This window comes from Rhizobium sp. HT1-10 (genome assembly GCF_049472505.1).
Taxonomy (GTDB): domain Bacteria; phylum Pseudomonadota; class Alphaproteobacteria; order Rhizobiales; family Rhizobiaceae; genus Rhizobium.
The window spans coordinates 662,569-685,221 of sequence record NZ_JBCEBQ010000001.1 but is presented as its reverse complement, the minus strand read 5'-3'; the positions used below and the strand labels follow the sequence as shown (position 1 = coordinate 685,221).

Below are 22,653 nucleotides of genomic sequence, written 5' to 3'. Positions count from 1 at the left end.
GCATGACAACAGACCTGCGCAGCCTCTATCCCGAAATCGAACCCTATGCCTCCGGCCATCTCGATGTCGGCGATGGCCACGTCATCTATTGGGAGCGCGTGGGCACACCGGGCGCCAAGCCGGCCGTGTTCCTGCACGGCGGTCCCGGCGGCACGATCTCGCCCACGCATCGCCGGCTGTTCGACCCTGACCTCTACGACGTGACGCTGTTCGACCAGCGCGGCTGCGGCAAGTCCACGCCGGCGGCCGATCTGAACGCCAATACCACCTGGCACCTTGTCGATGACATCGAACGCCTGCGCACGATGGCAGGCGCGGAGAAATGGCTGGTGTTCGGCGGCTCCTGGGGCTCGACCCTGGCGCTTGCCTATGCGGAAAAATTTCCCGAGCGCGTGAGCGAGCTGGTAGTGCGCGGCATCTACACGCTGACCAAGGCCGAGCTCGACTGGTATTATCAGTTCGGCGTCTCGGAAATGTTTCCCGACAAGTGGGAGCGGTTCATCGCGCCGATCCCGGCGGAGGAGCGCCACGAGATGATGTTCGCCTATCATCGACGCCTCACGCACGAGGACAAGAACGTTCGCCTTTCCGCAGCCAAGGCCTGGGCGATCTGGGAGGGCGAGACCATCACCCTGCTGCCGCAGCCCTCGACCAGCACAGCTTTCGAAGCCGACGATTTTGCCTACGCCTTCGCGCGGATCGAGAACCATTTCTTCGTCAATGCCGGCTGGCTCGACGAAGGCCAGCTGATCCGCGACGCCGGCCGACTCAAGGATATTCCCGGCGTCATCGTCCATGGCCGCTATGACATGCCCTGCCCTGCCAAATACGCCTGGGCGCTGCACAAGGCCTGGCCAACGGCAGAGTTCCACCTGATCGAGGGCGCCGGACATGCCTATTCCGAGCCCGGCATTCTCGACCAGCTGATCCGCGCAACGGATCGGTTTGCAGGCAAGGCGTAACTCGTTCCAGTCAGCCCAAAGTTGCTTCGTGGCCCAAAGCTGCTTCGTGATAGAGAGATCTCGCAGCCAAGGGGCCGACCACAGATTGATCTCCCCCCTCGTGGGGGAGATGTCGGCCCGGCCGACAGAGGGGGGCAACCCTCCGCACGCAGCACGATTCCCGGGAGGGTCCCCATGACACGCGAAAAAATCTACCTGTTCGACACCACGCTACGCGACGGCCAGCAGACGCCCGGCGTCGATTTTTCCGTCGAGGACAAGATCGCCATCGCGACCCTGCTCGACGATTTCGGTCTCGACTATATCGAGGGTGGCTATCCCGGCGCCAACCCGACCGACACGGCCTTCTTTGGCCAGAAGCGCACGAAAAACGCGTCCTTCGTCGCCTTCGGCATGACCAAGCGGTCCGGCGTCTCGGCCTCAAACGATCCGGGGCTTGCGGGGCTGCTGCAGGCGAGCGGCGATGCCATCTGTTTCGTCGCCAAGAGCTGGGACTATCATGTCGAGGTGGCGCTCGGCATTTCCAACGAGGAAAACCTCGACTGTATCAGCGAAAGCGTCAAAGCGGCCGTTGCCGCCGGCAAGGAGGCGCTGGTCGATTGCGAGCATTTCTTCGACGGCTACAAGGCCAACCCCGGCTATGCGCTCGCCTGCGCCCGGGCGGCCTATCAGGCCGGCGCGCGCTGGGTCGTGCTCTGCGACACCAACGGCGGCACGCAGCCGTCTGAAATCCGCGCCATCGTTGAGGCCGTGATCGCCGAAGGCGTGCCCGGCACAGCGCTCGGCATCCACGCCCACAACGACACCGGCCAGGCCATCGCCAACTCGCTGATCGCCGTCGAGGCCGGCGTGCGGCAGATCCAGGGAACGCTCAACGGCCTCGGCGAGCGCTGTGGCAATGCCGATCTGGTGGCGCTCATTCCGACGCTGGCGCTGAAGGCTGCCTATAACAGCCGCTTCGAGACCGCCATCGACAGCGAGAGGCTGATCGGGTTGACCGGCCTCTCGCATGCCTTCGACGAACTGCTCAATCGCTCGCCGAACTACCAGGCACCTTATGTGGGCGGCTCTGCCTTTGCGACGAAAGCCGGCATCCATGCCTCGGCGCTGCTGAAGGACCCGCGCACCTACGAGCATGTGCCGCCGGAAAGCGTCGGCAATTTCCGCAAGGTGATGGTGTCCGATCAAGGCGGAAAGGCCAACTTCATCAACGCGCTGAAGCGGCGCGGTATCGCCGTTGCCAAGGACGATCCGAAGCTCGATCGGCTGATCTCGATCGTCAAGGAGCGTGAGGCCTCCGGCTATGCCTATGAGGGCGCCGATGCCAGCTTCGAGTTGCTGGCGCGCCGCACGCTCGGCACTATCCCCGAATTCTTCTCGATCGACGGTTTCCGGGTGATGGTCGAGCGGCGTTTCGATTCGCATGGGCGGGTGAAGACCGTGTCGGAGGCCGTGGTACGGCTGATCGTCGACGGCAAGACCATCATGTCGGTGGCCGAGGGCGACGGTCCGGTCAACGCGCTCGATCTGGCGCTACGGCGCGACTTCGGCAAGTATCAGGCCGACATCGAGGATCTCGTCTTGGCTGACTTCAAGGTGCGTATCCTCAATGGCGGCACCGAGGCGATCACCCGCGTGCTGATCGAATCAAACGACAGCGACGGCGTGCGCTGGTGGACGGTCGGCGTTTCTGAAAACATCATCGATGCGTCCTTCGAGGCGCTGATGGATTCGGTGGTCTACAAGCTGATGAAGAACCGGCAGATGGCGGGCAAGATCGCCGCAGAGTGAGAGCCACGAATAGGTGGGTCAAGGAAATGAATTGGTGCGTGCGCACCACTTCGGCTATGGGGCCATAACAAGAAAATATGGAAACACCCCATGTCCGCCGATGCGACTGTTCCTCTGCGCAAGAACGAAGATAGCCCGCGCGGCTTCGCCTTCGCGCTGACCGCCTACCTGTTCTGGGGCGTCCTGCCGCTTTACATGAAGGCGCTGGCGCATATCCCTGCCGCCGAGGTCATCGCCCATCGCGTCGTCTGGTCGGTTCCGGTCGCCGGCGCGGTGTTGCTGTTCCTTGGACGGACGGGTGACCTCAAGGCGGCGCTGCGGAGCCCCCGCACCATCGCGCTTGCCTCGATGACGGCAATGCTCGTGACGATCAACTGGGGCACCTATGTCTGGGCGATCGGCAACGGCCATTCGCTCGATGCCGCGCTCGGCTATTTCATCAATCCGCTGTTCAGCATCGCGCTCGGCGCGCTGCTTCTCAAGGAGAAGATGACGATGCCGCAGGTGGTGGCCATCCTGCTGGCCGCCATCGCGGTGATCATCCTCGCCGTCGATGCGGGGCGGCCGCCCTGGGTCGCCTTGCTGCTGACCTTCTCCTGGGGGCTCTATGCGTTTTTCAGGAAGACGCTGCCGGTCGGGCCGAACCAGGGCTTTTTCCTGGAGGTACTGCTGCTCAGCCTGCCGGCGCTGGCCTATATCGTCTATCTCGAGAGCCGCCGCGAAGGTCATCTCCATGCCACCGGCCTTGGCGACACCGCCCTGCTCGTCGGATGCGGTCTCGTCACGGCCCTGCCGCTGATGATCTACGCCAACGGCGCCAAGCTGCTGCGGCTGTCGACGATCGGCATCCTGCAGTACATCGTGCCGACGATGGTCTTCCTGCTCGCCGTCTTCGTCTTTCACGAGCCGCTCGGGATTGCCCGCATGATCGCCTTCCCGCTGATCTGGGCGGGACTGCTGCTCTACACATGGTCGATGCTGAGAGAGAGCCGCGGGCGCTAAGGCCCGCGGGGTGGTCACATCTTGGAAATGACGCTTTCCTGGCCGCTGCGGTCGGCACCCGCATCGGCGGAGTGGGCCAGGATCGCCGGGATGATGTCGGCGATGGCGTCGATCACCATCGGCTGGACGCGGTGGGCGGTGTGGACGAAGCCCTCGCCCGTCATGTGGCGGATCAGTTCCATCATCGGATCCCAGAAGCCGTTGATGTTGGCAAAGACCATCGGCTTCTCGTGCTGGCCGAGCTGCGCCCAGGTCATGATCTCGACGATCTCCTCCAGCGTGCCGATGCCGCCCGGCAGCGCGACGAAGGCGTCGGCCCGCTCGAACATGCGGTGTTTGCGCGTATGCATGTCCGGGGTTATGATCAACTCGTCGAGCTGGCCCAGCGAATGGCGTGTCGCCTCCATGTCGACGAGGAATTCCGGGATGATCCCGGTCACCTGCCCGCCGTTGGAGAGCACGCCGGATGCAACGGCGCCCATGATGCCCTTCGTGCCGCCGCCGTAGACGAGTCGCAGGCCGCTTTCGGCGATGGCTTTGCCAAGCGCACGGCCGGCTTCCATGTGGGCGGGATCGCGTCCAGGGCGGGAGCCGCAATAGACGCAGACGGATTGAATTGGCAAAGATTCTCTATTCATAGAGCCAAACAACAATGGGGCAGATGCCCAGTCAAGAAATTTAAACGGAAAACTTGTAGCTCAGTCCTCTGAGATAACTGAGCAAGCTTGTAAAAGCAGCGGAAATCGTTAGCAATTTTATCATGCGCGACGAAGACGCCGCCTGGAGATGATGGATGATGAAGAACCGCGCCGGCTTGCTGGCACTGTTGGTGTTGGTAATTGCGACCATTCTGATGGTCTTCTTCGTGCTGCCGCTGATCGGCACCGCTAAAAAGCCGATCGGCGACGCGATCAACAAGGCCAGTTCGCAGGTCGGAAACATCATCGCCGACAGCACGCCGAAGCCAGTCGATCCGGCGCCCAAGCCGGCGGAGGCACCAGCGCCTGCCCCCGCCACCCAGGTCGCGACACCTGCGCCGAACGCCGCCGACATCGCCGCCAGGCTTGGCAGCCTGAAGGACGTCGCGACGACGGCTCTGGCCGAACTCAAGGCCCTGTTTGCCGACGGCAAGGGACCGACGGGCGATGTCTTCGAAGCCGCCAAGTCGAAGACGACAGGCGCTCTGCAGACGATCGTCGATTTCGCCAAGCCAGAAAATGCGGAACCGGCGACATCGGCGCTGATCGATACCGCCCATCAGGGCGCCGGCAAGGCTCTGACGATCATCAAGGCGCTGCCCGAAAATATCGCTGATGCCGTTGCCGCCATCGATCGCGCTCGCGCCGTGCTGCTTGGCAGCCCGACGCCGCTTCCGCCAGCCCCGGTCGCAGCCGTCAAGCCGACATTCGACGTGCTCCGCGTCGAGCCGGACGGCTCTGCCGTCATTGCCGGCCGTGCGGAGCCTGGCTCGAAACTGTCGATCCTCGACGGCGACAAGGTCATCAACACGACCGACGTCGGCGCGGGAGGCGATTTCGCCGTGGTTCTCGATAATCCCCTGCCGGCAGGCGACCATCAGATCGTCCTCAAGGCGACCAGCAAGGATGGTACATCCGTCGTGTCGGAGGAGACCGCTACCGTATCCGTCCCGAAGGACGGTTCGACCCAGTTGCTCGCCATGGTCACCAAGCCCGGCGAAGCCAGCCGGATCATGACGGCGCCTGAAGCCAAGCAGTCGCGCATCGCGACGCCAGCCCTCCCGACGGCCCCGACTTCTGGAAGTGCTGCATCCGGTGCAGACGCGCCTGCAACGACGACGCCGTCGCCATCGACGACAAATGAAACTGCGGTGGCGCCTTCCACCGGCAAGACAGTCCCCGCAGCGCCGACAACGGATCAGGCCGGCATTGTCGTCAGCGCTGTCGAGATCGAGAATGACCATGTCTTCGTTGCCGGGGCTACCCGTGCCAACCTGAAGGTCCGGGCCTATGCCGACGACAAGCAGATCGGCGAAGGCAAGGCGAGCGGCGATGGGCACTTCGTCGTCGACGGCCCGATGCCTCTGTCGGTCGGAGATCACACCATCCGGGTCGATGGGCTCGATGCCAGCGGCAAGGTCATCCTGCGCACGGCGGTCAACTTCAACCGACCGGACGGCAACCAGGTGACGGTTGCGGCCCAGTCGCCCTCCGCCCGGTCGAATGCCGCAAGCGACGCCGAAAAAAGCGCGCCGGCGGTGCCCGACGAGAGCCAGCTTGGCACGCTCCGCAACGACACCGGCCGCGCCTTTGCGCTGTTGAAAAGCCTGTTCGAAGGCGGCAAGCAGCCGAGCGCCGAAGAGCTCGCCGCAGCCCGTTCGGGCACGGAGTTCGCGCTGAAGGCACTGAGCGGCTTCCGTCCCTCCATCGACGCCAGCGCCGCCCTGAAGCAGGCGGCGGTGTCGGCCTCGGAAGGGGCTGCCAAGGCGCTGGCTTTCCTCGAGCCGCTGCCCCGCGACCCGATAGCCATCGGCGCGGCGCTTGGCCGCCTCGATGAACTGATCTTGCCGCTGCTGAAGCCCGACGCTGGCCCTATGCAAGCACCGGCCTCCGCCTCGACGGATGCTTCCGGGGTCGCGACATATGAGCAGACGCCGCTCGCGGTCAACAAGAGTGCGGTTATTATCCGCCAGGGCGATACGCTCTGGCAGATCTCGCGCCGCACCTACGGGCTCGGGGTCCGCTACACGACGATCTATCTTGCCAACGAAGACAAGATCCACAATCCGGATCGGATCCTCCCCGGCCAGGTCTTCGGCCTGCCGAAGGATGCCCTGCCGAATTCGGAGGAACTTCACCGCAAGCGCATGTCGGGCCAGCATCTCTAAGCACTCGGGCAAGACCTATTGCGCGCAATCTGGACCGGGTGGAAATTCCGCCCGGTCTTTTGCGTTTGAGCGAACAAGAAACTTTTCGAACCAATGTAAAATAGTATATGCGTGCCGCACTCGCCCAGGCCGGCTTCAATCGCATTCATGCCTGTACGGCTGGTTTTATCGCACACCGTGATCGGCCGGACCTGCCGGCTTCCCAGATCCGCGGTGCCGCTGGAGAGATGCATGGCAGACGGCAAGAAAACCATTTCGGCGGATGACAGCAATCCGTTCCGGACCATCCTCAACCTGTGGCCCTACATGTGGCCGGCAGGCCGGACGGATCTTAAGATGCGCGTCGTCTGGGCCTCGGTCTACCTGCTGATCTCGAAGTTCTTTCTGTTGCTCGTCCCCTACTTCTTCAAATGGGCAATCGATGCGCTGAACGGCAAGATGGACATGAGCGGCGTGCTGCCGAGCTTCATGATGGGCGCCATCGCGCTCGTCATCGCCTACAACGTCACCCGCCTCATCCAGCTGGCGCTCAACCAATTGCGCGACGCGCTGTTTGCCAGCGTCGGCCAATATGCCGTCCGCCAGCTTGCCTTTCGGACCTTCGTGCATATGCACCAGCTGTCGCTGCGCTTCCACCTGGAGCGCAAGACGGGCGGGCTTTCGCGCGTCATCGAGCGCGGCACCAAGGGCATCGAGACCATCGTCCGCTTCACGATCCTCAACACCGTTCCGACCTTTGTCGAGTTCCTGCTGACGGCGGCGATCTTCTGGTGGGGCTACGGTTTTTCCTACCTCGCCATCACCGCCGTCACCGTCGCCGTCTACATCTGGTTCACCGTCCGAGCGAGCGACTGGCGCATCTCGATCCGCCGGACGATGAACGAGAGCGATACCGACGCCAACACGAAAGCCATCGACTCTCTCCTCAACTTCGAAACCGTCAAATATTTCGGCAACGAGGAGATGGAGGCGAAGCGCTTCGACAAGTCGATGGCGCGCTACGAAAAGGCTGCCACCGATGTCTGGACCTCGCTCGGATGGCTGAACTTCGGCCAGGGCGTGATTTTCGGCCTCGGCACCACCGTCATGCTGATCTTCTCGGCTTACGCCGTACTTAACCACACGCAGACGGTCGGCGACTTCGTCTTCGTCAACTCGATGCTGCTGCAGCTCGCCGTGCCGCTGAATTTTATCGGCTTCGTCTACCGCGAAATCCGCCAGGGCCTGACCGACATCGAGGAGATGTTCGATCTGCTCGAGGTGGAAGCCGAGGTGACGGACGCGCCAGATGCCAAGGAACTGGTGATCGGTCAGGGCGCCATCGCCTTCAACGACGTCCATTTTGCCTATGACGCGGCGCGGCCGATCCTCAAGGGGATCTCGTTCGAGGTGCCGGCCGGGAAAACGGTTGCCGTCGTCGGCCCATCGGGCGCCGGCAAGTCGACCCTGTCGCGGCTGCTCTACCGATTCTACGACGTCCAGGGCGGCACGATCACCATCGATGGCCAGGATGTGCGCAGCGTCACCCAGAAAAGCCTGCGCAAGGCCATCGGCATGGTGCCGCAGGACACGGTGCTGTTCAACGACACCATCGCCTACAATATCCGCTATGGACGGCCCGAGGCCGACGAGGCGGCGGTTCTTGCCGCTGCCGAGGTGGCGCAGATCGGCCATTTCATCGACATGCTGCCCGAAGGCTTTGAGACCAAGGTCGGCGAACGCGGGCTCAAGCTTTCGGGCGGCGAGAAACAGCGCGTAGCGATTGCCCGCACCATCCTCAAGGCGCCACCGGTGCTGATCCTCGACGAGGCGACCTCGGCCCTCGACACGACCACCGAACAGGAAATCCAGGCTGCGCTCGACGTGGTTTCCAAGAACCGCACGACGCTGGTCATCGCCCACCGGCTGTCGACCGTCATTGGCGCAGACGAGATAATCGTACTGAAGAGTGGCGAAATCGCCGAGCGCGGCACCCATGCTGGCCTGCTGGAGCAGAACGGCCTCTACGCCTCGATGTGGAACCGCCAACGCGAAGCGACGCAGGCCGAAGAACATCTGAAGCAGGTTCGCGAAAGCGACGACCTCGGTGTCGTCGTCCGCCTGTCGCCGGCGACCTGATAGCACGGGACTGTCAACGGTCCCGTCGAGGCGGCGAGACCGGCGGCATTGCTTGCCGGCCTTTTTGCCTGTAGTCAGCGTGCTGGGCTAACAACGGAAGGCCGGACATCGATGAGCTTATACAACACCATCCGCAACACCATCGTTCCTATCCACAAGGAAGGCTACGTCTTCATTGCCGCTTTCTTCGTGGCATCGCTGGTCCTCGGCTGGTTCTTCAAGCCATTGTTCTGGATCGGCCTGATCCTGACGCTGTGGTGCGCCTATTTCTTCCGCGATCCGGAGCGCATGACGCCGCAGGACGAGGATCTTGTGATCTCGCCGGCCGACGGCAAGGTGTCGAGCGTGGTCATGATCACGCCGCCGGCCGAGCTGAACCTCGGCTTCGAGCCGATGCTGCGCATCTCGATCTTCATGAACGTCTTCAACTGCCACGTGAACCGCGCGCCGATGCGCGGGCGTATCAGCAATATCGCCTATCGCAAGGGCAACTTCCTGAACGCCGAGCTCGACAAGGCCAGCGACGAGAACGAGCGCAACGGCATGGTCATCGATACCGTGCGCGGCCAGATCGGCGTCGTGCAGATCGCTGGCTTCGTCGCCCGCCGCATCCTCTGCTTCGCGCAGCCGAACGAACCGATCGAAGCCGGCGAGCGTATTGGCCTCATCCGCTTCGGTTCGCGTCTCGACGTGTTCCTGCCGGCAGGGTTTTCGCCGCGCGTAACGCTTGGCCAGACCGCCATCGCCGGCGAGACTGTCATTGCCGAATTCGGGTCCTTGAAAGGCCCGACTACCAGCCGGCGCGACTAAATGCGGCCAGGAGATCGCGACATGAAGACGCCATTTCCGCCGTCTGAACCCCAGGATCAGAATGAAGAAGCGCGCGGTCCGCGCCTGCGGGAAATCCCTCTGCGGCTGATGGTGCCCAACCTCATCACCGTGCTGGCGATCTGCGCCGGCCTTACGGGGGTGCGACTTGCCTTCGAGGAGCGCTATGAGCTGGCCGTGGCGATGGTGCTGGTGGCCGCCTTCCTCGACGGCGTCGACGGGCGCGTTGCCCGGATGATGCGGGCGACATCCAAGTTCGGCGCGCAGATGGATTCGCTGGCCGATATCGTCAATTTCGGCGTGGCTCCGGCGCTTGTGCTTTATGTCTACGTGCTCAACGAAGCCCGTTCGCTTGGCTGGATCGCCGCGCTGATCTACGCGATTGCTGCCGGCCTCCGGCTGGCACGGTTCAACGTCATGGCCGAGAGCGACAACAAGGCGCCTTGGCAATCCGAATATTTTGTCGGTGTTCCAGCGCCAGCAGGCGCAATGCTGGTGCTTGCGCCGGTCTATATCGGTTTCCTGGGGCTGATGCCCGACAAGGCATTCGGCTATGCCGCCTCGGCCTATACGGTCGTGATCGGCTTCCTCCTGGTCAGCCGCCTGCCCGTATGGTCCGGCAAGGCAAGCGGCGCCGGTATCCGCCGCGACCTCGTGCTGCCGATCATGCTCGGCGTCGTGGTCTATGTAGCGCTGCTGATGAGCTATACCTGGCAGGTGATGGTGGTGACCGTTGCGGGCTATCTGCTCTCCTTGCCGTTCGGCGCTCGATCCTGGCAGCGCAAATACGGGACCTACACGATCAACGGGCCAGCTGACCCGAGCGTCGACGACACCAACGATGATATCGGTCGCCATATCTAGGCGTTTCGCAGCCAATCAACTTCAAAAATCCATCCGCTTTGAGCACTGAGTAACCGCGCCCTCGCGCCCTTTCTCCAAATCCACGAATCAGGCCTCGCGTCAGCCTCGCGGATTACGCTGTGCGTTCACAATTGCTGATCGGGACCGCCTCTTATTCGTCACGATTGGCCGTGAGAGAAGAAGCATCGAAACACCTGGGGAAGGAGATATCATGAGCACGAGCAATACGAATACGACGACGGCGGCAAAGACCGATCTGGCGTCCCTCTATCGTCCCATCGGCCTGAAGGCTGTGACCGCCGCCCATCTGATGCTGAAGGGCAAGGCGACACCGTCAAAGAAGCTCGCCTAAACGCCGGCATGGAGCTTTAAGAGCAGGCTTAGGGCAAGCAGGCTCATGACCACACCGATGATCACGTCCAGGACCCGCCAGGCGGCGGGTTTGGCAAAGACCGGCTGCAGCAACCGCGCGCCGTAGCCAAGTCCGAAGAACCAGACGAAAGAGGCCACCGCAGCGCCTGCCCCATAGGCCAGCCGCGCGGGGCCATGATAAGCCGCCGACAGGCTGCCCAGCAGCAGCACCGTGTCCAGGTAGACATGCGGATTGAGGAAGGTGAAGGCAAGGCAGGTGGCAACAGCCGCTTTCAGGCTCAACCCGTTTCCGCCTGCGGCCTGCATTGCCTGCGGCCGCCACGCCCTTCTAAAGGCCAGCACAGCGTAGCTTGCCAGGAACAATGCGCCGCCGAGAGTAACGGCGACGATCAATGTCGGCGACTGCGACACCAGCGTCCCCAGCCCGGCGACCCCGGCGGCGATCAGCAGCGCATCCGACAGGGCGCAGAACAGGCACAGCACGAAAACATGCGAGCGCAGAAGTCCCTGTCGCAGGATGAAGGCATTCTGGGCGCCAATGGCGATGATCAGTGATGCGCCAAGAAGGGCACCGGACAGAGCGGCGGAGAGAAGAGACATCGGTCATTCCCTGGGGGACGAGACTAAGGCGATCAGAACAGGCGGAACTGATCTTCGCCCGGATCGTGCTTCCGCACGGGCTTCAGCGGCGGCTGGACGGCTGCCGGCGCCTGCAGATCGGCGCCCATGTTGCTGACCTTGTTGACCAGATCGGAAACGGCAATGATCTCGAACATGTCGTCATCGGCCGGCACCATCAGATCCGCAATCTCCCGCGGCTCCTGCGTCTTGCAGTCGAGCCAGCGGCTGAAGTCCTCCGGCTTGATGACGACGGGCATACGGTCGTGAATAGGCCCGATGGTTCCATTCGCCCGTGTGGTGAGGATGGCGCCGGTGTCGACCTCGGAACCGTCGGCCGACGACCAGGTCTCCATGAGCCCGGCAAAGGCGACAATTCCGCCCTTACGGGGCCTGATCCAGTAGGCCTGCGACTTCTCGCCGCTCTCCTTGGGTGGTCTGTGCCACTCGTAGAAACCGGAGGCAGGCACCAGGACCCGCCGATGCCGCATGGCCGCCCGGAATGAGGCTTTGTCGATCGCCGTTTCGGCACGGGCGTTGAGGAGAAGAGGAAAATCCTTGGGATCCTTCACCCAGCCCGGCGTCAGCCCCCATCGGACCAGGGTTGCACGGCGGTCGGGCAGATTGCTGCCTAGCTCCTGGCACTCACCGGCGACGACGACAAGGATGGGCTGGGTCGGGGCGATGTTGAAGCGCGCTGGAAAGCTCTCGAGCTCGACAAGCCCAAGGAATTCCCGCACCGCCTCGGGTGGCGCCGTCAATGCATAGCGTCCGCACATGGCATCTGTCTTGCACCCAAGGGGGCGAGCGTCAAGGCATCCTTGGAACATGTTGCCTGGCTCGGGATCTAAAGCATTGGGAAATGCTTCAGCCGCGCGGAGCAAAGAGGATGAGCGAGGCGCCGGCAAGGCAGACAATTCCGCCGGACAGATCCCAGCGATCGGGCGTGCGGGCCTCGATCAGCCAGAGCCACAACAGCGAGGCGAGGATGTAGATGCCGCCATAGGCGGCATAGGTCCGCCCTGCGGCCTCGCTCGGCACCAGGGCCAGCAGCCAGGCGAAGAGCGCAAGCGACAGCATGCCGGGGCCCAGCCACCAGATGGACTTGCCCAACCGCATCCATGCCCAGAAAGCAAAGCATCCCGCAATTTCAGCAAGTGCCGCAGCCGCGTAGAGTCCGTAGGTGATCATCCGCAACCGCCGCTTGCCGTCATTCCACAGGCCGTTATATTGCATGGCTGCAGCGGGATCGTCAAAGCTGTAAGAAAGCTGATCGCCAGGCGCTGATTGCCGACGGCCGCTGAAAATAAAGAATTGCCCCATGACCCTATCGCCGCGCGCCGCCTCCTCCGCCATCCTGCAGCGCGACGGAAGGTTCCTGCTGGTTTTACGGCGCAATCCGCCGTCCAAGGACATGTATGCTTTTCCCGGCGGCCGGGCGGAGGCGGGTGAGACGCCTGCCGAGACCGCCTTGCGCGAGTTCGAAGAAGAGACTGGTATTGCCGCCCGCAATCCACGGCCGTTCACCACCTACGACCTTCGCCACTCCGGCAAGGACGGCAGTGCCGACAGCCATTTCTTCCTGTCCGTGTTTCTCGTGGATGCCGATCCCGATGCCGTGGCCGTGGCGGCCGACGATGCGATGGCGATCGGGTGGTATACGCTGGATGAGATCACCAGGCTTCCTGTCCCGCCGAGCGTGCTCGAATGCGTCGAACGCCTGTCAACGCCTGATAAAGGTTAGAGAAGGACTGCGCCGCCTTGCGCTGCACGGCTACAAGCTGTCAACTGGCGGCATGATTCCCCATCGCGCCTCTACGCTATTTCTATTTTTGCCGCTGCTGACCTTGCCTGTCTGGGCAGCGTCGCCCAAGGCGGATGTGGAGCCGCCCGCACCGCCGGTCGATGCTGGCACACCCGCGCCTTATGACGATAAACTGCTGCGTCTCGGTGAAGTGGTCGGCTCGGTGAGCTATTTGCGGCATCTTTGCGCGCCCGATGACCCGCAGGATTGGCGCGAAGCCATGCAAAAACTGGTGGACACGGAAACCAAGGATGAGCCGAAGCGGAAGGAGCGTCTGACCGCCGCTTACAACCGCGGCTACAGATCTTTCGCTGCGGTCTATACGAACTGCACGCCACAAGCTATGACCGCGGAACAGCAGTACCGTAACGAAGGTGCAACACTCGCTTCCGAAATAACCGCACGCTTCGGAAATTGACGCTTTATTAACCTCTTTCCATAGCGACCCGTGTCGTTTTAGGAAAAGGCTGTTAAAGTTGTTAACCGGGCAGTAAGTACACCGGGCGTCTCGAGGAAAAGAAAATGATGGAACCAAGCCTCAACGACATCGACGACATGATCGTCCATGAGAAGATGCAGGCGGCTCTGGAATATCAGAATGAAGCCTGGGCCGACGGCGTTGCCGACGGCATCGAGCCGGAGATCATCGCCGGCGCCGCCATCGCGCATGCCCTGCGCGAGACCATTCGACTTCAGGGAGAACAGGGCGCAGAAGCCTTGCTCGAATCGCTTCGGGAACGCATGCTGTCGGGTGAGTTTTCACCGATTCGCTCCCTGCAATAGCCCCAAGAGATCCTTTATGCCAAGTGCCAAGAGCCATGGTCTGCGACGGTCGATCGCTTCAATAGCGACTGCGTCGGCCTTGGCAGCGGTTTGCCTTTGGTCGACGTCGACCTCTGCCTTTTCGTTGCTGAACGAGGTTCAGAAGCCGGCACCGGTCGCGCCGAAGGACAGGCCCGTGCTGCAGGCATTGGAAGCGCCGAGCAAGGCCATTCCGATGCCCGATCCTTTGGTGAACCAGTCCGCACCCAGCACGGGCGACAGCACCTCTGGCAACGGCAACGCCGCTTCCAAAGGCGTCGAGTTCCTGTTCGACATCAACAAGGCCCCGGATGCCGTGCGCAAGCTGCGCGAGGCTATCGTCGAGGCCGCGGCCTCAGGCGATCCCGAGCGTCTCCGACCGCTGATGAATGTCGGTGGCGGCTTGAACCAGACCCAGGTGACAGCCGACGATCCCGGCGAAGACCCGATCAAGTCCCTCCACGATCTGTCCGGCGATCCGGATGGTATCGAGGTGATGTCGATCCTGCTCGACCTTCTGTCGACCGGCTTTGCCCATGTCGGCCAGGGCACGCCCAACGAGATGTATGTCTGGCCTTATTTTGCCGAGAAGGACATCAAGACGCTGACGGCGCCGGAGAAGGTGGATCTGATGCGCATCGTCACTGCGGGCGACTACGCCGACATGCTCGAGTTCGGCGGCTATAATTTCTATCGCGTCGGCATCACGCCTGATGGCAAATGGAAATTCTTCTCCGCCAGCGAGTAGCTAGCGGACCGATGGCTTGCGATCACTTCGCATCGTGATTATTTTCACATCTCCGGCACGGTGTCGAAAAGGCCTGGACGCCTTTGGCAGGACATCATGCTCGCCATCAAAGCACATTGGCGGATCGTGGCGTGCTTGACGCCGCCATCTGCTTGTTGCCAACGCCACGGGGTTAGTCATGCCATCCGTTTTTCTTCACGACCGCTCGCTGTTGCGCATCACCGGGCCGGATGCCGAGCCCTTTCTGCAGAACCTGGTGACCACGGATCTCGGCGGACTTGCCGCCGATGAGGCCCGTCCAGGCGCATTGCTGACACCACAGGGCAAGATCCTGTTCGACTTCATGATCTGGCGCGATGGCGTCGGCTTCGTCCTGGAAACGGAGGCCAGCCAGACAGAGGCGCTGGTGAAGCGGCTGACGATGTATCGCTTGCGCGCCGCCGTCGAGATCGCTCCTACCGACGTCGAAGGCGTGACTGTTTCCTGGAACGATGGGGCGGGCGACGGATATCTCGATAGCCGGTTCGCCAAGGCGGGGGTCCCGTTGCGCCGCATCCCGGGAGCGCATGGCAACGACCCCGCGGCGCTTTATCACGAAGCGCGGATCGCGGCGGGCGTACCGCTCTCCGGCAAGGACTTTGCCCTTCAGGACGCCTTTCCTCACGATGTGCTGATGGATCAGAACGGCGGCCTCTCCTTCCGCAAAGGCTGCTACGTCGGCCAGGAAGTTGTCTCTCGCATGCAGCATCGCGGGACCGCGCGCAGGCGCCTGGTGCTGGTATTGGCCGAGATCGACTTGCCCGCGACTGGGACACCCATCCTTGCCGGCGGCAAGCCAATCGGCGCTCTCGGCTCGGTCGCCGGCAAGCATGGCCTCGCCATCGTCCGCATCGACCGGGCTGGCGCAGCGATGGCCGAGGCTTTGCCCATCCTGGCGGATGAGACGGCCCTGGTGCTGGCGCTGCCTGCCTGGTCCGGCCTCTCCTTCCCAGCGACCGCCGACGAGGCTACGGCGTGACATCGTCCAAGCCACCCCGCGCGTGGCAGCGCATGCTGTCGGGGCGACGGCTCGACCTTCTCGATCCCTCGCCGCTCGACGTCGAGATCGTGGATATCGCCCATGGCTTGGCGCGCGTCGCTCGGTGGAACGGCCAGACGTCGGGAAACCATGCCTTTTCCGTGGCCCAACACTGCCTCGTGGTCGAGGACATCCTACGGCGAACGGTCGAAAGCACGGCAGACGAGTTGCTTGCAGCACTGCTGCACGACGCCCCGGAATATGTCATCGGTGACATGATCTCACCTTTCAAGTCCGTCGTTGGCGGCGGCTACAAGGCGGTGGAGAAGCGGCTGGAGGCGGCCATCCATCTGCGATTCGGATTGCCGGCGCATCCCGGCAAGACCCTCAAGGACAATATCAAGAAGGCCGATACGATCGCTGCCTATTTCGAAGCGACGCTGCTGGCCGGTTTCACGCCGACGGAGGCCCGGAAGTTCTTTGGCCAACCGCGCGAGATCGTCCAGGAAATGTTGCCGATTGACCCCCTGCCCGCCGTCGAGGCGCAGACACTCTTCCTCGCCCGGTTCGAAGCTCTGGAAGAGCTTCGAAGCAAAGCCCCGGTCGTCAGCCGATGAATGCGATCGTCGTCTCTCCGCTCGAGCGAATCGCCGAGATGGCGGTCCGCCATGGTGCTCGCGAAATGATCAGTCTGATGGCCGAGGGGCATGATTTTCATCGACCCGCCGTCATTGCCGCCGATCGCCATCTGTTGCTCGGCATGAACGACATCACCTTTGCCGGTACCGACCGGCTGGTGGCGCCGCAGGAAATGCATGTTGAGCAAATCATCGCCTTTGCCCGCATGTGGGACCGGAAGGCGCCATTATTGATCCATTGCTGGATGGGCGTCTCGCGTTCGCCGGCCGCAGCCTTGATCGCGGCGCTGGCGGTCGATCCCGATGTCGATGACGTTTCCCTGGTGGCACGGCTGAGGCTGGCTTCCCCTCAGGCGACGCCGAATGCGCGGCTTGTGGCCTTTGGCGACTCCTTGCTCGGGCGGAAGGGCCGTCTGGTCGCGGCGGTCAAAGTGGCAGGGCGCGGCGCCAACAGCGATGGCAACAGGCCTTTCGTGCTGCCGCTCGCATCGACCGGTTGACCGCACAGACCTTCGCACCATCTATCGCAGCGATATTTGCATAAAGGGTTGGGTCGATCAGCATGGAAAATCAGGCAACAAGCTTCATTGTCGCAACACGCACGGCGCTCACGCAGGCGAGCGCTCTTGCGGTCCAGTACTCGTTCTCGATCCTGGGCGCCTTTGTCTTGCTGATCTGCGGATGGGTGCTGGCGGGCTTCGTCAGCAGGTGGGCCTTTGCCGGCATTTCAAGGGTCCACGGCATCGATGAGACGCTGGCGCGCTTTTTCACCAATGTCCTCTACTACGGCCTGCTGATTCTGGTCTTCATCACCGTTCTAGGCCAGTTCGGCGTCCAGACCGCATCGATCATCGCTGCGCTTGGCGCTGCCGGCCTCGCTATAGGGCTGGCCTTGCAGGGCACGCTGCAGAATATCGCCGCCGGCATCATGCTGCTTATCCTTCGCCCGTTCCGTGTCGGCGAATACATCGAGACAGGCGCCGTTACCGGCACGGTCAAGGAGATCGGTTTGTTCGCGACGGAACTGCGGACGGCGGACGGTCTCTATCGGCTGGCACCGAACTCCACCTTGTGGAACACGCCGATCACCAACTTCAGCCGCGAGCCCAGCCGCAAACATCAGATAACCTTGGGTGTGAGTGCTAAAAGCGAGGTGGACGACGTGTTGTCGACGCTCCTCGAGATCGCGAAATCCAACCCCGACGTCGAAAAACAACCGGCGCCGATCGCCTATGTCAACAGCCTTGGCGGCACCATCAGCGTGACGCTCGAATATTGGCCAAGGACAAAGGGCTGGAGTGCCACAACACGGGAGATGCTGCGCAAGACGAAGGCGTCGCTTGACGCCAAGGGTGTCGAGATTTCGTGAATCTCTCGCCGGCGTCAGTAAGACGCCGGCACAAAATGCCGTTAAGCAGCAACACTCATCTGCTGCTCCGAAGGCAGGTCGTGGGCAGCGCCCTCCTCGGTATACTCAACCATCGAAGCCATCATCTCGGCCAGAAACGATTCGAGCGGGTCTTGATGCGGCGTGTCAGTGGTTGCGCGAAGCGATCGCGTGGTAGCCATTGGGTCAAAAACGCTGAAGCCTCGCGGGAAGCGGCGTTCGTTCCGCATAAATACATCTCCTTATAGTTCGCGTTAAAATGTCTAAACCGGCCCACCCGCAACGCGCGTGGAAACGGCGGCGGCATGCCGAACCGCATGACCGAGCAATCTGGAAAATCAGGGGGAGGGAGACCAAGCGCTCATCGCTTGGCAAAATTCGAGCCTGGGACGGCTCATCTCGACGCTTGGCCGCTTTCACAAATGCGCAGCGCGGCTGAGGTGTGGAACTTCAGAAGACCTTCAGACACAAGCGCAGGAAGGGCTGCGCTAGATGAACACCTTCATCGCAGAACCGGCTCCTAGGCCGCCATGTCATCGAAGGCATATTGGCCGTAGGTGCCGCGATAGAGATCCATCGAGGCTTTTGTTTCGGCATCCGCATCGGTGCTGGTAGATGTGCCGGATTGATTTGTCGCAAGCCGGACGTCCGCTCTGCTATCGACAGGAAGCTGCATCAACTTCGCCATCAAGCTGACGAGCGCGCCGTTGTTAACGGCGTTCGACGATTGCTTCTCGGCGCTTTGAGCCATGAGGCCTGGACGTTGGTCGACCGCCAATTCCTGACGGCTGAGCAATCCGTCGCCGTTCGCATCCAAGCGAAGCAGCGTTCCACGATATGGATAGGAACTATTGGCAGCGGAGACATGGGACATAGGGACCTCCTAAGGAAGGTGCCGCCTCATGCGACGTCGGTTAGACGCTAGACATTGTCTTGATGAGAAAGGGATAAACCGATTTGCCGTTTGCGTCAAAGCGAAAAGTTAATGGTCATTAACTATAATGAAGGGCGCTTAACCATTCCATCACGCGCTCACGGGCAATCGTTCACGCCTGGCGATAGTCAAAATCGCCAACATAGGCACCGGATGCCACAGAATAGAGGCTGTATATATACGAAAATTCTAAATTTATTGGAAATTTGCGCGCGCGAAAGATAAGGCAAGAAATTGTTAACAGGGAACAGCCACTCTAGCATTCAGGATTCGTTACTTGATAATACCGCCTTAGCTTTTTCGAATATATTTCATGACGCGCATTGAGAGATTCTTATGATCTATAATTCCGCAGATCCAAAGTCTTCGCGTTATTCGCAGGTAACGATCTCCGCGGTCCTTTTCTGCGCCACCCCGCCGGAACGGTGACGAATGCCACAGTCGGAAGCGGTTTTCATACATCATTGTGCTGAAGTAATCGGAGCGGATGGGTCCCTCGATCCTCGCAATCTGTGCAAAGTTGCTCTGAAGGTCTATCGTCGGCACAGCGAAGAAATAGACAGAGCCGATGATGCTCTGCTTGCCGCACGCACCCGCTACGTCGCGCTCATGGAAGAGATGGAGGCACTTTCGGCCGACCTCACTTCGAAAAACCATGTCGTCGAAGCCGTGTTGGACAACCTTCCGCTTGGCTTCAGTATCTTCGACAAGAATCAGCAGCTGACGATCTGCAATGATCGTTTCCGTGACCTTTTTAACCTCGACCCCGCTGACGTCCTGACGGGTACGTCGATTTCCAAACTTGTGGAAATGATCCCCGGTCGAGAGCGGATAGTTCAACCAACGAGAAGGTCCGACGCTCGTCTACCAGTCACCCTGGATCGCACCAAGATCCGCCGCCGCGAATGGCTGATGGATGACGGACGCCATATCGAGAGCACGGTGACGATATTACCGGACGGTGGCAGCGTCTCAATTCATGAAGACGTAACCGAAGAGCGGCGTGCTGCCCGGCATCTCGCCTACATCGCCCATCACGATCCTCTGACGGGATTGAGCAACCGGGTCCGTTTCCGGGAGGAATTGGATAGAGCGCTTGACGGTTCCGGCGTCACCAAGCAATTCGCGCTGATACATCTCGATCTCGACAACTTCAAGTCCATCAATAACACGCTCGGCCTCCAGGCCGGCGATCAGGTTTTGCAGCAAGTTGCATCGCGGTTACGCGGCACTCTCGGGCAAAGGGGCATGTTGGCGCGGCTGGGATCGGATGAGTTCGCCATACTGCATCGCGGTTGGCAAGAGCCACGCGCCATCAGGATGCTCGTCGACGAGATAAGTCGCGACATGGAGCCCCCATTTTTGCTCGGTGGATGCGGCGTCGAATTGAGCGTCTCGGCCGGCATCGCAGTCTACCCCGAGGATGGCAGCGAGGCGGGCGTGCTGCTGAAGAACGCCAGCGTTGCGCTGTCCCAGGCTAAGGCCGAGGGGAGACCACGCCACAGGTTCTTTGCGGCGGAGATGGAGGCAGGCATTCGGCAACGGCATGCGCTCGAAGACGCGCTCCGGCACGCCGTCAAGAACGAGGAATTCGAACTTCACTACCAGCCTCTCTATGATGTGGCGCTGGATCGGATCGTCGGCTTCGAGGCTCTGCTCCGGTGGAACCATCCCGTGAAGGGAAGGATGTCGCCGCTTGAGTTCATCCCGCTGGCGGAAGAGATCGGCTTGATCACCGATATCGGCCGCTGGGTGCTGGCGCAGGCCTGCAAGGACGCAGCGTCCTGGCCGAGCACGATCAAGGTTGCCGTCAACGTTTCCGCCATCCAGTTTCGAACCGGTGATTTTCCAAGCGACGTTATGGCTGCGGTGGCGGCTGCGGGCCTGTCTCCGTCGCGGCTGGAGATCGAGATCACCGAAAGCGTTTTGATGCAGCATCTGGAGGAGACTGTGCCGGCGTTGCACGCCCTGAGGAACCGTGGCATCCGCATCGCCATGGATGACTTCGGCACCGGCTATTCCTCGCTCAGCTACCTGCGCAGTTTCCCGTTCCAGAAAATCAAGATCGACCGCTCCTTCGTCAACGACATCATCGACAGCCGTGAGGCGCATGCGATCCTGCGGGCAATGATCCTGCTCGGCAAGACGCTGGGGATGCGTGTGACTGCCGAGGGGGTCGAAACGGAGGAACAGTTCGAGATGCTTCGTCAGGAAGGCTGCGACGAAATCCAGGGTTATTTCATCAGCCCGCCGAAGCCGGTCACCGAGGTCGCGCGCCTGCTGTCATCGCCCGTTCCGCAATCGGCTATCCCCAAACGCGCCTGATTGCTAAAAGGAGATTCGGCACCTCCGGTGCCTTTTTCCTTGGATCGATTGGAGAGCCCATGCGTGAATCCCTGCTGGCGGAGGCCTTCGCACCCTACAGCGATCTGGCTGCCTCCCTGGTCTCCCATGCGACCGACACCGACGACGGCTCGCACGACATCGCCCATATTCTGCGGGTTTTCAGGAATGCAATGCGCATCCAGGCCAAGGACGGAGGCGATGGGCGCATCCTGACGGCAGCGGTGCTGCTGCACGATTGCGTAGCGGTCGAAAAGAATTCACCGCTCCGTCACCAGGCTTCGGCGCTTGCTGCCACCAAGGCCTCGGGCGTCCTCGAAGGCCTCGGCTGGAGCGCTGCAGACATTGCCGCCGTCGCCCATGCCATCACCACGCATAGTTTTTCCGCCAACCAGCCACCGCAGACGCTCGAGGCGAAGATCCTGCAGGATGCGGACCGTCTCGACGCGATCGGCATGGTCGGCGCGGCGCGCTGCTTCTACATCGCCGGTCGGCTCGGCTCCGGCCTCTACGATCCGCTCGATCCCCTGGCCGACCATCGTCCTCTTGACGACAAGCGCTTTGCGATTGACCACTTCGAGACAAAGCTATTCAAGTTGGCCGACCGGTTCCAAACGACGACCGGCATCGCCATGGCCAAGGCGCGACACGAACGGCTGCAAGCGGTCCTCGACATGTTCATCGCCGAAATCTGAGAGGCACTATGCACGTCCGCGAACTCACCCTTTATCCGCTGAAAAGCGCGCGCGGGGTTTCCCTGCAAAGCTCCGAAATCGATTCTTTCGGCCTTGTCGGAGACAGGCGCGCGATGATCGTCGATCCCAATGGGCAGGCGATCACCCAGCGCGAGATGCCGCTCCTTGCCCGGCTGGATGTCGAGATGAGCCAGGGGACGTTTCACCTTGGCATGGATGACAAGCCTGCCATTTCGGTCCGGCCGAACGCTGCCGGCGCGCGCCTCGACGTCGACATCTGGAAGACCATCGTCAACGCCGCCGTCGCTGAAGACGAAAGCAACCACGCGCTGTCGGAGTGGCTTGGCCGGGAGATCAAGATCGTGATCTTCGACGAACATTCGCAGCGTACAGCCGAGGAAGACTGGGCTGGCGACGCTACGCCCGTCAGCTTCAGCGACGGCTTCCAGATCCTGGTAACGACAACCGGATCCCTGTCGGCACTCAATGCCGACCTTGCGGCCCATGGCGAGGCACAAGTCGGCATGGATCGCTTTCGACCGAACATCGTCATCGACTGCGACGAGCCCTGGCAGGAGGATCGATGGGCGGCAATCTCTATCGGCGGCATCCGGTTCGACCTGGTCAAACCTTGCGCCCGCTGCATCATGACCACGCAGGATCAAAAGACCGGGTCACGCGACGGTGCCAACCCGATGCCGGCGATGGGTCGCCTGCGGATGTCTGCAGACAGGCGGGTGCCGGGGCCGCTGTTCGGCTGGAACGCCGTGCCGCGCGGAAGTGGCAGCATTGCCATCGGGGATGCCGTCGAATGCATGGAAGAGCGGCGAGAGGGCTGGGCGTTCAAACAGCGTTGAGAGGTTG

Annotated in this window: 26 protein-coding genes; 19 read left to right on the top strand and 7 right to left on the bottom strand. The window is 61.8% G+C overall.

Annotation, left to right across the window (positions count from 1 at the left end):
* The first annotated feature begins 2 nt into the window (after nucleotides 1-2).
* The 3 genes from pip to rarD all read left to right on the top strand — a co-directional run bounded on the left by pip (nucleotide 3) and on the right by rarD (nucleotide 3,755).
* Nucleotides 3-962 (top strand): prolyl aminopeptidase, encoded by a 960-nt coding sequence (pip, locus tag VH564_RS03400; protein WP_423338396.1) that lies wholly within the window; start codon nucleotides 3-5, stop codon nucleotides 960-962.
* Between the two features lie 174 nt (nucleotides 963-1,136).
* Nucleotides 1,137-2,753, top strand: a complete 1,617-nt coding sequence (gene cimA / locus VH564_RS03395; RefSeq protein ID WP_423338395.1) for a citramalate synthase — start codon at nucleotides 1,137-1,139, stop codon at nucleotides 2,751-2,753.
* A 90-nt stretch (nucleotides 2,754-2,843) separates the two neighbouring features.
* The gene (rarD, locus tag VH564_RS03390; RefSeq protein ID WP_423338394.1) at nucleotides 2,844-3,755 is read left to right on the top strand and encodes an EamA family transporter RarD; all 912 of its coding nucleotides are present in this window, start codon (nucleotides 2,844-2,846) and stop codon (nucleotides 3,753-3,755) included.
* A gap of 14 nt (nucleotides 3,756-3,769) precedes the next feature.
* Here rarD and VH564_RS03385 read toward each other — a convergent pair whose 3' ends face one another.
* Complete coding sequence (locus tag VH564_RS03385) at nucleotides 3,770-4,393, bottom strand: TIGR00730 family Rossman fold protein (protein ID WP_423338393.1); 624 nt, start codon at nucleotides 4,391-4,393, stop codon at nucleotides 3,770-3,772.
* 155 nt (nucleotides 4,394-4,548) lie between these two features.
* Here VH564_RS03385 and VH564_RS03380 point away from each other — a divergent pair, with 155 nt between their 5' ends.
* The 5 genes from VH564_RS03380 (at nucleotide 4,549) to VH564_RS03360 (ending at nucleotide 10,783) form a co-directional block, all read left to right on the top strand.
* Nucleotides 4,549-6,621 (top strand): Ig-like domain-containing protein, encoded by a 2,073-nt coding sequence (locus VH564_RS03380; protein ID WP_423338392.1) that lies wholly within the window; start codon nucleotides 4,549-4,551, stop codon nucleotides 6,619-6,621.
* Nucleotides 6,622-6,852: 231 nt separating this feature from the next.
* The gene (locus VH564_RS03375; protein WP_423338391.1) at nucleotides 6,853-8,739 is read left to right on the top strand and encodes an ABCB family ABC transporter ATP-binding protein/permease; all 1,887 of its coding nucleotides are present in this window, start codon (nucleotides 6,853-6,855) and stop codon (nucleotides 8,737-8,739) included.
* Nucleotides 8,740-8,850: 111 nt separating this feature from the next.
* Nucleotides 8,851-9,549, top strand: a complete 699-nt coding sequence (locus VH564_RS03370; RefSeq protein WP_423338390.1) for a phosphatidylserine decarboxylase — start codon at nucleotides 8,851-8,853, stop codon at nucleotides 9,547-9,549.
* Nucleotides 9,550-9,570: 21 nt separating this feature from the next.
* Complete coding sequence (pssA, locus tag VH564_RS03365) at nucleotides 9,571-10,431, top strand: CDP-diacylglycerol--serine O-phosphatidyltransferase (protein WP_423338389.1); 861 nt, start codon at nucleotides 9,571-9,573, stop codon at nucleotides 10,429-10,431.
* A 211-nt stretch (nucleotides 10,432-10,642) separates the two neighbouring features.
* Nucleotides 10,643-10,783: a hypothetical protein gene (locus tag VH564_RS03360; protein ID WP_423338388.1), complete on the top strand. Its 141-nt coding sequence runs from the start codon at nucleotides 10,643-10,645 to the stop codon at nucleotides 10,781-10,783.
* Here the strand turns inward: VH564_RS03360 and VH564_RS03355 are convergent.
* From VH564_RS03355 to VH564_RS03345, 3 genes are all read right to left on the bottom strand, one after another.
* Complete coding sequence (locus VH564_RS03355) at nucleotides 10,780-11,403, bottom strand: LysE/ArgO family amino acid transporter (RefSeq protein WP_423338387.1); 624 nt, start codon at nucleotides 11,401-11,403, stop codon at nucleotides 10,780-10,782. The two genes, VH564_RS03360 and VH564_RS03355, sit on opposite strands and share 4 nt — an antisense overlap.
* A gap of 32 nt (nucleotides 11,404-11,435) precedes the next feature.
* Nucleotides 11,436-12,200, bottom strand: coding sequence for an SOS response-associated peptidase (locus VH564_RS03350; protein ID WP_423338386.1), 765 nt, complete (start codon nucleotides 12,198-12,200; stop codon nucleotides 11,436-11,438).
* Nucleotides 12,201-12,288: 88 nt separating this feature from the next.
* Entirely contained in the window at nucleotides 12,289-12,609 is a 321-nt protein-coding gene (locus tag VH564_RS03345) for a YnfA family protein (RefSeq protein WP_423338733.1), read from the bottom strand.
* 133 nt (nucleotides 12,610-12,742) lie between these two features.
* Here VH564_RS03345 and VH564_RS03340 point away from each other — a divergent pair, with 133 nt between their 5' ends.
* The 8 genes from VH564_RS03340 (at nucleotide 12,743) to VH564_RS03305 (ending at nucleotide 17,799) form a co-directional block, all read left to right on the top strand.
* Nucleotides 12,743-13,165: an NUDIX hydrolase gene (locus VH564_RS03340; RefSeq protein WP_423338385.1), complete on the top strand. Its 423-nt coding sequence runs from the start codon at nucleotides 12,743-12,745 to the stop codon at nucleotides 13,163-13,165.
* 52 nt (nucleotides 13,166-13,217) lie between these two features.
* Nucleotides 13,218-13,643 (top strand): TIGR02301 family protein, encoded by a 426-nt coding sequence (locus VH564_RS03335; protein WP_423338384.1) that lies wholly within the window; start codon nucleotides 13,218-13,220, stop codon nucleotides 13,641-13,643.
* Nucleotides 13,644-13,750: 107 nt separating this feature from the next.
* Nucleotides 13,751-14,008, top strand: a complete 258-nt coding sequence (locus tag VH564_RS03330) for a hypothetical protein (protein WP_142829924.1) — start codon at nucleotides 13,751-13,753, stop codon at nucleotides 14,006-14,008.
* 16 nt (nucleotides 14,009-14,024) lie between these two features.
* Nucleotides 14,025-14,774, top strand: coding sequence for a hypothetical protein (locus tag VH564_RS03325; RefSeq protein WP_423338383.1), 750 nt, complete (start codon nucleotides 14,025-14,027; stop codon nucleotides 14,772-14,774).
* 178 nt (nucleotides 14,775-14,952) lie between these two features.
* The gene (locus VH564_RS03320) at nucleotides 14,953-15,792 is read left to right on the top strand and encodes a YgfZ/GcvT domain-containing protein (protein ID WP_423338382.1); all 840 of its coding nucleotides are present in this window, start codon (nucleotides 14,953-14,955) and stop codon (nucleotides 15,790-15,792) included.
* Complete coding sequence (locus VH564_RS03315) at nucleotides 15,789-16,409, top strand: hydrolase (RefSeq protein WP_423338381.1); 621 nt, start codon at nucleotides 15,789-15,791, stop codon at nucleotides 16,407-16,409. Before VH564_RS03320 ends, VH564_RS03315 begins: the two co-directional genes overlap by 4 nt.
* Complete coding sequence (locus VH564_RS03310; RefSeq protein ID WP_423338380.1) at nucleotides 16,406-16,930, top strand: tyrosine phosphatase family protein; 525 nt, start codon at nucleotides 16,406-16,408, stop codon at nucleotides 16,928-16,930. Before VH564_RS03315 ends, VH564_RS03310 begins: the two co-directional genes overlap by 4 nt.
* 62 nt (nucleotides 16,931-16,992) lie before the next feature.
* Nucleotides 16,993-17,799 carry a mechanosensitive ion channel family protein gene (locus VH564_RS03305; protein WP_423338379.1) on the top strand — a complete coding sequence of 269 codons (807 nt, stop codon included), beginning with the start codon at nucleotides 16,993-16,995 and terminating at the stop codon, nucleotides 17,797-17,799.
* A 41-nt stretch (nucleotides 17,800-17,840) separates the two neighbouring features.
* Here VH564_RS03305 and VH564_RS03300 read toward each other — a convergent pair whose 3' ends face one another.
* From VH564_RS03300 to VH564_RS03290, 3 genes are all read right to left on the bottom strand, one after another.
* Nucleotides 17,841-18,047, bottom strand: coding sequence for a hypothetical protein (locus VH564_RS03300; RefSeq protein WP_423338378.1), 207 nt, complete (start codon nucleotides 18,045-18,047; stop codon nucleotides 17,841-17,843).
* 290 nt (nucleotides 18,048-18,337) lie between these two features.
* The gene (locus VH564_RS03295) at nucleotides 18,338-18,691 is read right to left on the bottom strand and encodes a hypothetical protein (protein ID WP_423338377.1); all 354 of its coding nucleotides are present in this window, start codon (nucleotides 18,689-18,691) and stop codon (nucleotides 18,338-18,340) included.
* A 351-nt stretch (nucleotides 18,692-19,042) separates the two neighbouring features.
* On the bottom strand, nucleotides 19,043-19,591 hold the full coding sequence (locus tag VH564_RS03290; RefSeq protein WP_423338751.1) for a hypothetical protein: 549 nt from the start codon (nucleotides 19,589-19,591) through the stop codon (nucleotides 19,043-19,045).
* On the opposite strand from VH564_RS03290, the gene VH564_RS03285 reads away from it, so the two are divergent.
* Genes VH564_RS03285 through VH564_RS03275 form a run of 3 tightly spaced genes read left to right on the top strand, consistent with a single transcriptional unit; the run spans nucleotide 19,472 to nucleotide 22,646 of the window.
* Nucleotides 19,472-21,076, top strand: coding sequence for a putative bifunctional diguanylate cyclase/phosphodiesterase (locus tag VH564_RS03285; RefSeq protein WP_423338732.1), 1,605 nt, complete (start codon nucleotides 19,472-19,474; stop codon nucleotides 21,074-21,076). The two genes, VH564_RS03290 and VH564_RS03285, sit on opposite strands and share 120 nt — an antisense overlap.
* Before the next feature lie 59 nt (nucleotides 21,077-21,135).
* Nucleotides 21,136-21,789, top strand: coding sequence for an HD domain-containing protein (locus VH564_RS03280; RefSeq protein WP_423338376.1), 654 nt, complete (start codon nucleotides 21,136-21,138; stop codon nucleotides 21,787-21,789).
* A gap of 8 nt (nucleotides 21,790-21,797) precedes the next feature.
* Nucleotides 21,798-22,646 carry an MOSC domain-containing protein gene (locus VH564_RS03275; RefSeq protein WP_423338375.1) on the top strand — a complete coding sequence of 283 codons (849 nt, stop codon included), beginning with the start codon at nucleotides 21,798-21,800 and terminating at the stop codon, nucleotides 22,644-22,646.
* Nucleotides 22,647-22,653 lie beyond the last annotated feature (7 nt).